This is a genomic window from Ferruginibacter sp., assembly GCF_014377975.1.
Taxonomy (GTDB): domain Bacteria; phylum Bacteroidota; class Bacteroidia; order Chitinophagales; family Chitinophagaceae; genus Ferruginibacter.
The window spans coordinates 1-13,208 of the sequence record NZ_JACMOO010000366.1; the positions used below are offsets into that span (position 1 = coordinate 1).

9 protein-coding genes are annotated in these 13,208 nt (G+C 40.3%); 6 read left to right on the forward strand and 3 right to left on the reverse strand.

Going from position 1 to position 13,208, the window contains the following annotated elements; translation table 11 throughout:
- Nucleotides 1-684: 684 nt before the first annotated feature.
- Nucleotides 685-1,329 (reverse strand): START domain-containing protein, encoded by a 645-nt coding sequence (locus H7254_RS18105; protein ID WP_301934306.1) that lies wholly within the window; start codon nt 1,327-1,329, stop codon nt 685-687.
- A 142-nt stretch (nt 1,330-1,471) separates the two neighbouring features.
- Entirely contained in the window at nt 1,472-1,729 is a 258-nt protein-coding gene (locus H7254_RS18110; RefSeq protein ID WP_301934307.1) for a hypothetical protein, read from the reverse strand.
- Nucleotides 1,730-1,881: 152 nt separating this feature from the next.
- On the opposite strand from H7254_RS18110, the gene H7254_RS18115 reads away from it, so the two are divergent.
- Nucleotides 1,882-2,007, forward strand: a complete 126-nt coding sequence (locus H7254_RS18115; RefSeq protein WP_301923900.1) for a hypothetical protein — start codon at nt 1,882-1,884, stop codon at nt 2,005-2,007.
- A gap of 189 nt (nt 2,008-2,196) precedes the next feature.
- Here H7254_RS18115 and H7254_RS18120 read toward each other — a convergent pair whose 3' ends face one another.
- Entirely contained in the window at nt 2,197-2,622 is a 426-nt protein-coding gene (locus H7254_RS18120) for a hypothetical protein (RefSeq protein WP_301934308.1), read from the reverse strand.
- Between the two features lie 368 nt (nt 2,623-2,990).
- Between H7254_RS18120 and H7254_RS18125 the strand changes: the two genes are divergently transcribed.
- The 5 genes from H7254_RS18125 to H7254_RS18145 all read left to right on the forward strand — a co-directional run bounded on the left by H7254_RS18125 (nt 2,991) and on the right by H7254_RS18145 (nt 12,700).
- Entirely contained in the window at nt 2,991-3,179 is a 189-nt protein-coding gene (locus H7254_RS18125) for a hypothetical protein (RefSeq protein ID WP_301934309.1), read from the forward strand.
- A gap of 445 nt (nt 3,180-3,624) precedes the next feature.
- Complete coding sequence (locus H7254_RS18130) at nt 3,625-6,417, forward strand: DUF6797 domain-containing protein (protein ID WP_301934310.1); 2,793 nt, start codon at nt 3,625-3,627, stop codon at nt 6,415-6,417.
- Nucleotides 6,418-6,569: 152 nt separating this feature from the next.
- Complete coding sequence (locus tag H7254_RS18135) at nt 6,570-8,897, forward strand: PSD1 and planctomycete cytochrome C domain-containing protein (protein ID WP_301934311.1); 2,328 nt, start codon at nt 6,570-6,572, stop codon at nt 8,895-8,897.
- Nucleotides 8,898-9,058: 161 nt separating this feature from the next.
- Nucleotides 9,059-10,507: a DUF1501 domain-containing protein gene (locus H7254_RS18140; RefSeq protein ID WP_301934312.1), complete on the forward strand. Its 1,449-nt coding sequence runs from the start codon at nt 9,059-9,061 to the stop codon at nt 10,505-10,507.
- A 39-nt stretch (nt 10,508-10,546) separates the two neighbouring features.
- Nucleotides 10,547-12,700 (forward strand): c-type cytochrome domain-containing protein, encoded by a 2,154-nt coding sequence (locus H7254_RS18145; protein ID WP_301934313.1) that lies wholly within the window; start codon nt 10,547-10,549, stop codon nt 12,698-12,700.
- Nucleotides 12,701-13,208: the final 508 nt, after the last annotated feature.

Genomic DNA, 13,208 nt, shown 5'->3' on the forward strand with positions numbered 1-13,208 from the left:
AGATGGCAAATGATATCAACAGGCATAGCAGCCTAAAAAATAGGGACTGGCAGATTGCCTGTAATGAAATTAAAAACAAGTTGCAGGACGAAAAAAATTTTTTTAAACCGCAATTTTTAGTTTTTGCACAGTCTGACGATGATGCTATAAAAAGCTGCAGCCGGTATTTAAATTGATACACTTACCAGCTTTAAAAAATCTACCGATACCTGAAATTAACAGGAGCCTGCTGGATAAGTATATTAAGGCGGATAAAAGAAAAGGATAGATATTAACACCAGTATTGTTTTATGGATAATTACAAAACCGGCATTGCACCATGTGCATCCAAATGGCTCATGAACGCGGTAAGTAGTGCTACAAAAGGTATTGCAAGGGTGGGAGTTTTCGGGTTTTATTTTCTATAAAAAATAATAAAGAAGATGATAACCGCAGATAAAAACAGGAAGATAAAGTAAAGAAAGCCGGCAAAAATTTGAATGGTTTGACAGCGCAAAAAGATAGGCTGCAAAAAATAAAGAAACTTAATAACGACCTCAGTGAGACCAATTATAAGCAGACAAAGAAAACGAAATATAAAAAAGGCAAAACGAAAAACTGTTGTGCAAGATCAAATAATTAAATGGGGGTGAATACAATATACAATCCAGTAAAATTCAAAGTCTTATTGAGCACAGCATTTTATTAATCAATTATAAAAGGAAATTTTGCGTGTGCATAAGGTGGTAATTTCATTCTTTTTCGCAGGTTTACAAATGATTCATAGGGCCCGTTGCTAGCAAATAAATTCAGGAGCCATGCAGGTACACCATTACCTGGGTCAACTTCAATTCTGTACTCCACTTTAAATTGCGAATCGCTGATAGGCGTAACGGTCCAGGTGGCGTTTGAATATTTTATTCTTACAAGATTGTGTTTGTCGGGTACATAATCATTTACATTTTTTGCTTCAATGGTCATTACTTTAGTGAGGGTGTTTTGCACGATACTCATTCTTATAACAAGGTCGCGGTTTTCGAATGGCCAGGGGCAGTCAATTTCGCTGTAATACAATTCCTGACTGGCACTTTCTTCTTTTAGTAATTGCGATTTAGACGTTTTATACACCCACTGGTAGTGGTTGTTTACATCCAGCAAAACGGCAGCCAGTTGCGATATCCTGCCATCCAGCACACACTCAACTTTTAACTGATCAAATTTAAATTTATCTGATTTTTTTGAAAAAACTTTAATGCCGTTTTTATCTTTTTTTAAAGCCCATTCATTTTGACTTTTTACACTAGTTTGAAACAGCAGGCATAACAATATTAAAATAGAACAGAATTTCATATCACATTGGATTGATCAATACAACTAAAATAAGTTTATTTACAAAAGTAAACTTCAATTTTATGTGTCTGGCATAAACAGTAGTTATTACTGGCACAATTATTTTTAACTGGTTAGTATCCAAAAAAATAAATTACATGGCTTAGCCTGGCAGCGGTTCTATGCTGGTGGCTATTTCAGGTGTGTTTTTTGGCTGTGGTAATATTATTTGAACCTTCGTTTTTAAAATTCCTGTTTTATAAGTGCAGGCTAGTAGCCCACAGCGAATGGCTTCGTAAATTCTTTTTAACCGGAGAACAATTTTACCGGATATTTTTGTCAATGGCCGCCAGGATTTGGCTGCAGGGTGGCCGTTAACTGCATCCGGCATAAAGCGGGCGGTACTTACAGACAGGCGCATTGCAATTCATCCGCTGTCCTTTTCCTTTGGAGAAGGTGGCCACAGGCCGGATGAGGCAGGGAACTGGAGAAATTGCTGTTGTTGAATATGCAAGCCCGGGTAAAACCGTTTGAAGCACCGATGTCCAGAACGTACAAACGGGTATTGAATATATGGCCGCAAGCAGAGCATCCGTAAGCGGTAATAGTGCTTCACAAACCACAGCAAAGGCGGATGTATCCACAGTAGTGTTGATAGCCGGGAAAGCCGGAAGGAGCGAAGGGATACCCAAGCTATAAAAATGGGAGAACATAAAACAAGCGCAAGCGATGATTAAAATGTTCATTCAAATAATTTGGGAAACACAGGTTTACCAATTGTTTGGGACATCTTGCAGCGCCGTATGAATCGAGCCGTTTACGTACGCTTCCGTAAGGAGCCTGGGGTGAAAATCCCCTTGCTTACCCGACGTGTGTGCAGTAAATTTCTCAATGCTTATAATGTGATTGGTTAAATCTTTTTTGATTCTTCTTGATTGGAGGAGGCGGTGATGACAAAGGAGGTAAATTAGGTAAACTAATTTCGATCAACCTTTCTTTATACGTTTCAAGAAATATGGTGTCCAAATTTGTTTGAATTGCTTTTGATATTATTGTGTCAAGTATGGAGCCAAGTGATGTCAGATGGTCAGGACTATTTGAAGGAATGAATTGAATTTCTTTATTTTGTCTACCGTCAATTTTGTAATCCAAACAATAAGTTAATCCATCATAAATAGCAAGTCTTTCTATGTCAAATGTATAATCAGGTTTGTATTTACTCTTTAAAAATATAGTGTCAATTAAATTAAGGATACTGCTGTATATAAAACCGTTTGAATATATTGGCTTACCCATCCAATCATCGTGTCGCATTAAAACGTATGTTCCATTTTTTTTGATGTTAATGTAGTGGTCTAAATAAAATTCCCTTTTTTTTGTATGGTCATTGAAGTGCCACTAGAATGCTGAGTATTTTAGGTCTTCTGTTGCCATTTCTTTAGTGGCATGTCTTTCGTTACAAGCAAAAATTGTCAGAATGATAGTAATGGAAATTAGGGTTCTCATTTTATTGAACACAATGTTGAGTATTTGGAAGGCAGGGAATTCATTGAACGTTCAGCCAGGAACAAAAGCTGATTGAAAAACTGAAATTGAAGATAGCAACTAAAAGCTAAATTATTAATGTCAAGCGGGAACTAGAGCTGATAAAGAACTAAAGCCGAAAATTACATCGTTCAGCCTTGCTTTTGCAAATATTTGTGTATGCGTCCAGCGAAGCTGTCTATGAGATAAGAGCAGGCACCCCGATGGGCGGAAGGGTAATCTCCATTATCAAAACGGTTGCATGCTGCGTTGCTCTAAGGAGCAGGGTGGTGAAGGATGCAACAGGTGCGTCTGTAAGAGCCAAACGTATAGTGAAGCGGCTATGAGGTTTCAATAGTTACTGTCAACGCTACAGATTTTTAACAGATGGGAATAGTTGCTGCACAATTGATTTTATCTAACTCGAAAGACCATACCGAAATACCATTCAGGCTTACATTAAGAGCTTCTTTATAAGTAAAAAAAGTTTTGTTATTTTTACCAATTCTAAAATATCAATAATTGTTTATAGCCATGAAAATCTTTTCTGTGTGGTATTGTATATGATATACAACTTCTAGATGGCGAATGGGCTACTCATCAATTTATATTTTCATTATTAATCATAGAAATATAAAACGAGATCAGTACAAGGCAGGACAGATAAGAAAATATTTCATTTTAAATTGCTGTTAATTAGTAAAACTAACGAAGCTTTAAACGATGCAGTTTCAATTTATAAATAAAAAAACGCTTGCAGATTTTAACTTGCACCGCTAAATTGTTAGCCAAATGAAAAAACAGTTCTACTTGTTACTTCCAGTGGTCTTATTGATTATTTGTTGGAGAAGCAGCAATAGCTATTTCCCGACGGATATAGATCATGCGACTGTTTTGCGCAGTTTAAACAAGACAACACTCGAAAAGGGGCGACGGATCTATGAAAGTTCCTGTTTGGCCTGCCATGGTGCAAACGGCACTTCATCTTACCCACAAGCCAGGTCATTTAGTAAAGATAATTTACACTTTGGTAATAAGCCGTACGAGATGTGGCGTACTGTTACGAACGGTGCTGGATTGATGGCACCGCAAACCTGGCTATCATCTGCTGAAAGATATTATGTGATTCAGTATATCCGGGAAACTTTTATGAAGAAAGCTAATCCGGCTCAATACTTCACCATCACAGAAAAATACCTCGCCAGCCTTCCTAAAACAACCACTTCAGCAAATGAACAGGCAGCGATCACAAAAACCCAGGCCCTGAAAGGATATCAGAAATATGGACAGGATTGGTTCCTTAACCACAACAGTAATTATGGTACAGCTATTCATTCCCAACTTAAAAACCATACAACTTCAGCATTTACCATTACACTGGACAATCAGATAAAAATAAGTTATAATCTGCTTCGTATGGGCATCACGGCAGCATGGCAGGGTGAGCTTAACCTGGCGGCCACCAAATACAAAAAATATCGCGGTGAAGGTGAGCCGGTAATACAAGGTAAGCTACTGAAGGAAATTGATTGCTGGCAATGGACTTATAACGATAAACTGGACAGTCTGCAAAATGCAACAGGCGTAAGGTCTCCGCTTCCCAAGGCATTCCTCGATTATCATGGTCACTATGTTTTTAATAAAAAAGTAATCCTCTCTTATGCCATAGGTGGGCGGGATGTTTTTGAATTGCCAGAAGCCCTGACTGTAGCAGGAAATATCGTTTTGGCGCAAACATTATCTGTTACACCTGGTACATCCTCTCAAAAACTCATAGTCGGCCATCTGTCAAAAGATGATACAACTAATCCGGGCAATACTCGGAACTTCTCAAATATCGCCATAGTGACTAGCGCACCTGGAATTTACTTATCTGTTGACGTTATGAATAATATTGTACTTACCATACCGGGGAGTGCAGTATCCCAAGCGGTGCAGGTTTTAAAACTTGTGGCAAAGAACAAGCAGGCTACAACCTCATTCTCTTCCTATATCACTTCAAGGAATACTAATAAAATTATTCCAAACCTTGCAGATATGACCAAAGGTAGTAAGCCTCAATGGACAAAAATAACAGAGACAAAGGGTGTGCTAAATGCTAACCGGGCCCATATTGATCCAACCTTTCGTAAAGATGCAAAAGCCAATGATAAGACAAAGCTGGTGAGTATCCCTGCCGATTATCCCTATACCATCGACAATATTACATTGCCATTCAACAACGCCTATAATGCCTGGATAAGGCCGACCTGCCTGGGTTTTAAAAGTGATGGAACCCTTTTACTTGGCACCTATACCGGCGATGTATGGGAAGCTAAAGGCATCGACGATAACCTGGAACATATTCGCTGGCGGAGAATCGCCACCGGGTTATTTGAACCGATGGGTTTAAAAATAGTGCAGGATAAAATCTATGTCACCACCCGCAATGGAATCGTTTTGCTGCATGACCTGAATGCAGATGGAGAAACCGATTTCTATGAGAATTTCTTTGCCGATGAAGATATCTCTTCATTTTTTCATGCATTTAATTTCAGTCTTGAAACAGATCGGGAAGGAAATTTTTATTATGCCAAACCAGGTGAGTACACCGATAATAAAGATCCTGGTAACCTGATGAAAATATCGCCTGATGGCAAAAAAAGCGAAAGTTTAGCTACGGGTTTTAGAGTGAACAATGGGGTTACTGTGGCACCTGATGACCGTATTTTTGTGAGTGATAACCAAGGCAACTGGATGCCGGCCAATAAGATCAATCTTATAGAAAAAGGTGCATACTACGGGTATGTACCAAACCTTACCAGTGGCGGGCAATGGAGCCCCGATGGCAGAATATTTACCAAAGACCAACTGGTAAATGATGTGATCAGTCCGGAAATCGTTAAAGTACCTGAAAGTTTTTATCCGCCAGTAATCTGGTTGCCACAGGAGTTTGATAATTCGCCGGGAGGGGGTGTGTGGACTGATGCCTCCTGGGGGCCGTATGGTAACCAATTCCTGCACACTAGTTATGGTACTGGTTGGGCCTATTATTTTATGACACAAAAAGTGAATGAAATTACCCAGGGTGCAATGGTTGCCTTGCCCTTTCAGCTGGATGCCGGTATCCAGCGTGCGGCTGTAAATCCTGCCGATAAGCAGGTTTATGTAACCGGACTCACAGGCTGGGATGATGCGCAGGCCGTTCAATATGGTGTGCTTAGCCGCATCAGGTACAAAGGTGGTGATGGTCATCTCATAAAAGATGTTGCTGTTGTAAAGGGTGGCATTCAATTGACTTTTAATTTTCCATTAGATGAAAACCTTGTAAAAAATACCGCCAACTACAGCATAACACAATGGAATTACAAATGGACTAGCAATTATGGTTCGGCTGATTATTCCATCCGGGAAAAAGGGAAGGAAGGCACGGATAAACTGGTGGTGAATGGTGTGGTGCTTTCCCCGGATGGGAAATCAATTTTACTGCAAATTCCAGAATTAGGACCGGCTCAAACTGTTAGGCTTCGATTAGAGGTAACTGGAAAAGACCGGACGAAAATAAAAGACAATATTTATCTGACTATCCATAAAATACCTGAATAACAATAATCAATATCAAAAAAATATTCAACAACTTGTCTATACAGAAACAACTACCGGTTCTGTAAGATTTATAAATCTAAAATAGGAAGGTAACTGAGAAAAATTTCGTATTTTCAATTCATCAAAAAAACTAAAACCCATATAGTATCTCTATGAAATTTCCCTGGAAAATAATTTGTGCGATGGTGGTGCTTGGTGGATTACTCTTCTTGTTGTCGCGAAGCTTGCACAGTAAATACGAAGGCTTGCAGGCCTCTACTCAATTACCTGATTCGGTTAGCTATAATTTTGATATTCGTCCAATTCTGTCCGACAAATGTTCGGCTTGTCATGGGCCTGATGCCAATAAGCGAAAAGCAGGCTTAAGAATGGACGATGCAGCCAGCGCTTTTGCGGCCTTGAAAGAGAACCCGGCTGCGCATGCATTGGTAGCGTTTAAGCCAGAACTATCGGAAGCATTTTTGCGGATCAGTTCAAAAGACACCGCGATTATGATGCCGCCCCTTTCCTCGCACCTTAAATTAACACAGCACGAAATAGACCTGATTGGCAAATGGATAAAGCAAGGTGCCAAATATGAAAAACACTGGGCTTTTGTGCCACCACAAAAAGCGACGTTGCCAAAGGTTAACAAGACGCAATGGCCAAGAAATGAGATTGATTATTTTACACTTGCCAACCAGGAAAAAAATGGTCTCTCTCCAAATGAAGAAGCGGATAAAGAGCGATTACTAAAACGAGTGAGTCTTGATCTTACCGGCCTGCCGCCCACGGTAGAAATGATGGATAAATTTTTGGCCGACACAAGTTCTGCCGCTTATGAAAAAGTGGTTGATCAGCTGTTTCAAAAGCCAGCCTATGGCGAAAAAATGTCATTGCACTGGCTCGATCTGGCAAGATATGCCGATTCGCACGGTTACCAGGATGACGGCTATAGAACACAATGGCCATGGCGTGATTGGGTGATCCATGCATTTAATGAAAACATGCACTACAATGATTTTGTAACATGGCAACTGGCGGGTGATCTGTTGCCCAATTCAACCAAAGAACAATTACTGGCAACAGGGTTTAACCGCAATCATAAAATAACAGAAGAAGGCGGCGTTATACCGGAAGAATACAGAACGATGTACGTAACTGACCGCAATGACCTTTTTGGAAAAGGGTTGCTGGGTGTTACGCTTGAATGTGCGCATTGCCACGATCATAAGTACGATCCTTTTTCACAGAAAGAGTATTACCAGATGTTCGCTTTTTTTAATAGTGTAAAAGAGGTAGGTATTGAATCTGTTATTGGTGGTCCTGAAACCTATGCAAAAAAGCCATTGATGCAGATTACGAGTGAGGATGTAAAATCGGTGCTTACTTTTATCAACAAAACAGATACCGGAAAACTCATCGTATCTGTAATGGGTGACCTTGATACGGCCCGTAAAACACATATCCTTAAACGGGGCAATTACGATGCCCCGGGCGATGAAGTAGAACCAGGAACACCGGCAGCAATCTTGCCTTTTAATAAAGACTTGCCAAAAAACAGGCTGGGCCTTTCTAAATGGTTATTTGATAGAAACAATCCGCTTACGGCGAGGGTGTATGTAAATTTATTGTGGCAGGAATTTTTTGGCAGAGGTATTGTAAAAACTTCCGGAGATTTTGGAATGCAGGGAGAACTTCCTTCCAATCCCGCTTTGCTTGACTGGCTGGCCGTTGATTTTATAGAGCATAACTGGGACATCAAGCGCCTCGTAAAACAAATGGTTACATCTGCTACCTACAGGCAATCTGCAATAGTTACAAAGGAAAAGCTGGCAATTGATCCGGATAATATTTTGCTGGCCAGGGGACCACGGTATCGCATTGCCGCAGAACTGATCAGGGATCTGGTACTATCAAGCAGTGGGTTACTCAATAACAGTATTGGCGGTCCAAGTGTGAAGCCTTACCAGCCTGCGGGTTTATGGGAAGGCGCAACTTCTGGTCGCGGCTTGTTATCTATTTACATGCAGGACCATGGCACGGAACTTTATCGGAGGGGCATGTACACACTAATTAAAAGAACAGTGCCTCCAGCTTCGCTTGCTATTTTTGATGCCAGCAACCGGGATATATGCGAAATGAGGAGGTTGAGAACCAATACACCTTTACAGGCGTTGGTAATGATGAACGATCCAACGGTACTGGAGGCCTCCAGAGTACTGGCAGCGAAATTGTTGCAGGAAAAAAGCGACACAAAAAATAAAATCACTAAAGCTTTCAGGTTAATCGTATGCAGAAAGCCGGTTGAAAAGGAGCTGGAAGTACTGACCAATTATTACAATAAAGAAGTAAATACTTTAAGTGAACCAATAGCTCAAAAAGCGCTCGCTGTAGGCGAGTATCCGCTTACTAAAAAAGTGGATATAAAACAACTGGCAGCAATGATGAGGGTGATATCAACCATTTATAACCTGGAGGAAACTATAACAAAGTCGTAATGCAAAGGGTACATTTAAATTGGTCGTTTGTGATTTGGTCTGTGGCGACGCCGACCTGGGGTGAGTCGTGGTAGCTGTTCCCGCCGCCCACTTGCTAAGGCGACATTTTATTATGTACCCGATGAAAAATTACAGCTTGCAAAACATTTAAATATCTGTACATGGAAAAAGAAATTTTGGAACATGGCTTCAATTTTAACAGGCGGCGTTTTCTTTCCACGCTGAGTTTGGGCATTGGAAGTGTAGCACTTGGATCTTTACTGATGCCTGATCTCTTTGGCGGCAGCGGTGCTGATGAAGACGGTCTTCCCCCAGGCATTCCACATTTTGCACCCAAGGCTAAACGGGTAATCTATTTATTTCAGAATGGAGCACCGGCGCAACAGGAGTTGTTTGATTATAAACCTAAGCTGCGTGAAATGACCGGGAAGGAAATTCCTCCTTCTGTCAGGGGTACACAGCGGCTTACCGGCATGACGGCTAATCAGGCCTCCTTTCCGCTGGTAGGTTCGTTCGTCGATTTTAAACAATATGGAGCATCACGAACATGGATAAGCGATCTTTTACCTTATACTGCAAAGATTGTGGATGATCTTTGCATTGTAAAATCGATGTACACAGAAGCTATTAATCATGATCCCGCCTTAACATTTATTCAAACAGGAGCACAACAGGGTAACCGCCCCAGCATGGGCTCCTGGCTAAGCTATGGTTTAGGAAATGAAAATAAAAATCTGCCGGCATTTACGGTCTTACTTTCAAGAGGTATTGGTAACGGTCAAGGCGTTTATTCAAAACTATGGTCAAATGGTTTTTTAGATTCTGTTCATCAGGGTGTTCAATTTAGTAAAGGGGAAGATCCTGTATTATACCTGCGGGATGGAATGAACAGGAGTGAGCGAAGAGATATGTTAGATAATCTTTCTGAGTTAAATGAGCTTTCTTATAAACAATTTGGAGACCCTGAAATAACAACCAGGATAAAACAATATGAAATGGCTTACCGCATGCAAACTGCCGTGCCGGAAGTTATGGATCTGTCAAAGGAGCCAGACAGTATTGTAAATATGTATGGCCCCGATTGTTTGGTACCCGGTACTTTTGCAGCCAATTGTTTATTGGCCCGCAAACTTTCTGAAAACGGCGTACGCTTTGTGCAATTGTATCACCAGGGATGGGACCAGCATGGCAATCTTCCTTTTGAAATTACAAACCAGGCAAAAGATGTGGACCAGGCTTCGGCTGCCTTGGTTACCGATCTAAAACAACGTGGCTTACTTGATGAAACATTGGTGATATGGGGTGGCGAATTTGGCCGTACCAGTTATACACAGGGAACACTTACAAAAGATAATTACGGACGGGATCACCATCCCCGCTGTTTTTCAATTTGGATGGCTGGTGGCGGTGTTAAACCCGGCATTGTGTATGGCGAAACAGATGAACTGGGCTATAACATTATAAAAGACCCTGTGCATGTTCATGATTTTCAGGCCACCGTTTTAAATCAATTGGGATTGGATCATGAGAAACTTATTTTTAAACACCTTGGCCGCCGTTACAGGCTAACCGATGTTTCAGGAAAAGTAATCCGTGATATCATCAGCTAAATTATCTTAACACCTTTATCCTTCAGATCATATATTTTAATGAACGCTAAACTCACCCAAGCAGGAGAACGGATTTTAATAATCTTCAATATTTTTATCCTGTTCCTGGTATTATTTACCAACAAATTAGTGCTGCCTTACTGGTTACAACCTGCGGGCAGACTGCACACACTGGTGCTTCACTTTCCGATTGTGATACTGCTCCTCGCTTTAGGGATGGATTTTTTTCGTTTTCGCCCGGGCAATAACGCAAATACTTTTTATACTAATTTTTCCCGGTCGTTGTTACTTACAGGAACATTGCTCGCCGGCATTACAGTTATCATGGGTCTGTTTCTATCCCGCGAAGAAGGCTATACCGGCGATACCCTGCTATGGCACAAGTGGATGGGGGCAGCACTTTTTTTTATTGCTTCCCTTATTTACTGGCTAAGAAATAAAAAATGGTATAACATGCGGATTGCGGGTGTCAATGCGTTGATAGTTGCGGGTGTGCTTATAATGACGGGCCATTATGGTGCCGCGTTAACCCATGGAGACAATTTTATTATGCAACCCATCACCGCTACATTTACAAAAGCAACGGTGCCTTTAGAAACCGCTGTTATTTTTGCCGATGTTATTCAACCCATTTTAGAAAGGAAATGTGTTAGTTGCCACAACATGCATAAATTAAAAGGTGAACTGGCGTTGACAGATAGCATTGGTGTAATGAAGGGTGGAAAATCGGGAAAATTATTTGTGCCAGGCAACACAGCCATCAGTTTATTACTGGAACGTGTGCATCTTTCACTGGATGAAGAAAAGCACATGCCACCATCGGGGAAACCTCAGCTTACCGGTGAAGAAATTGCATTACTTTCTTTGTGGATCAATGAAGAAACTGGTTTTAATAAAAAGGTAATTGCATTAACGGTAAACGACTCACTACGGTTAATGGCAACAGCCTTATTATACCCTGTTATAGATTCTTCTGCTATATTCGGGTTTCCCGCTGCAGACGAAAAAACGATCACGAAACTAAACACCAACTACCGAACCATTGCGCATTTTGCAAAACAATCGCCTGCACTTGATGTAAATATTTATAACCGGGATGCATACTCTATAAAACAATTGGAAGAACTGATTGAAATTAAAAAACAGGTTGTTTCACTCAATCTTAATAAACTTCCGGTAAAGGATGCAGACCTGAAATCGATCAGCCAATTTGAAAATCTGCGCCGGCTTGATCTCAATTTTTCGGACGTTACCGACAATGGATTGAACGCCCTTACTTCGTTGAAGAATCTACATACCCTTTCACTTTCCGGAACCAGGATTACTTATAACGGACTGAAAGAAAAGTTAGTTGCATTAAGAAAACTTAAAACAATTTCCATTTGGAACACGGGTATTTCTGTGCAGGAAATTATAGCATTACAACATGCTTTTAAAGACATTACATTTATTGCAGGGTTTAGTAACGATGGAATGGATACGTTGAAATTAAATTCGCCACAGGTAAAAAACAATACACTGGTTTTTGGAGAAAATATTGCAGTACTATTAAGACATCCCATAAGAGGAGTGGAAATACGCTATACTTTAGATGGTACTGAACCCGACAGTATTCATGCACCAATATTTGAAAATAATACGATCATCAGCAAGAATACAAAAATAAAAGCCAAAGCATATAAAGCAGGATGGTTTAGCAGTGATATAGCTGAATTTGACTTTCTAAAAAATACTTTTATCCCCGATAGTGTCCGGCTATTGTATCCCTTAAACGGCAATCACCAGGCAGAAGGCGCCAATACTTTTTTTGACACAAGGCTGGGTGCAATGGGTGCCAACAATCCTGCCTGGGCCAACTTCTGGGCCGGTTCACGCAGCAATGATCTGGGGCTCGTAGCTTTTTTTAATAAACCGATTACCTTGTCTTCATTTGGATTGCATTTTATGGTGGAAGAAGAAACCGGTATTTATCCTCCGGATATAGTAGAAATATGGGGTGGTGAAAATGAAAAGCAATTAAAATTAATAGCATCCATCAAGCCACCACTTCCTAAAAAGAAGGATAAACTTTTAAAGACGATGGAAGTATCTTTCAAGCCGCTTACGGTTTCTTGTCTTAAGATAATTGCCAAACCGCATGTTGATAAAAAAGACAGAAAGTTGCTGCTTGTAGATGAAATGTTTCTTAATTAAAAATAACCGATTTGAATATATTCAAATCAAATTCAGGAAGAAGACATATCAATGAAATAGTTTTTAAAAAGCTTTATCGTCAGCCTGAGTTGGTACCATTGCGCTACATAAAGATACAATGCTGATAAGCATTTGATGACCGGTGTCTACCTTGTAAAACTTAGTATGCTACAGAATGATTTTAGTGCGATATCAATCGAAAGCAGCGACCTGCATTCATGGACAGCTGATTTATATCCTGCACAGGCGGAACGGTTGCAACTTATAAACAAGGTAAGTTTCTAAGTTTTAGTTTTATTAAATCTGTCAGAAAAAAAATACATCCTGTCTGATACAGGATGTGTGCCTCCCCGCTTTATTTATTGATGAATACCAGTTAACGGTTACTTGGAATAACAAGGGTTAAGACGGGTTTCATGCGCTTCGCCATCGGTGCTTAATTCAACTTTTTAAGCCAGATATTTTTTACCGCTATTTTAGTGATCGATTCTATTTCAATACCAATATA

Excerpts from the sequence above, each read along its gene's own strand:
- H7254_RS18145 (WP_301934313.1), top strand. The coding sequence starts at position 10,547 with ATGAACGCTAAACTCACCCAAGCAGGAGAACGGATTTTAATAATCTTC.
- H7254_RS18115 (WP_301923900.1), top strand. The coding sequence starts at position 1,882 with ATGGCCGCAAGCAGAGCATCCGTAAGCGGTAATAGTGCTTCACAAACC.
- H7254_RS18140 (WP_301934312.1), top strand. The coding sequence starts at position 9,059 with ATGGAAAAAGAAATTTTGGAACATGGCTTCAATTTTAACAGGCGGCGT.
- H7254_RS18110 (WP_301934307.1), bottom strand. The coding sequence starts at position 1,729 with ATGCGCCTGTCTGTAAGTACCGCCCGCTTTATGCCGGATGCAGTTAAC.
- H7254_RS18130 (WP_301934310.1), top strand. The coding sequence starts at position 3,625 with ATGAAAAAACAGTTCTACTTGTTACTTCCAGTGGTCTTATTGATTATT.
- H7254_RS18135 (WP_301934311.1), top strand. The coding sequence starts at position 6,570 with ATGAAATTTCCCTGGAAAATAATTTGTGCGATGGTGGTGCTTGGTGGA.
- H7254_RS18120 (WP_301934308.1), bottom strand. The coding sequence starts at position 2,622 with ATGCGACACGATGATTGGATGGGTAAGCCAATATATTCAAACGGTTTT.
- H7254_RS18105 (WP_301934306.1), bottom strand. The coding sequence starts at position 1,329 with ATGAAATTCTGTTCTATTTTAATATTGTTATGCCTGCTGTTTCAAACT.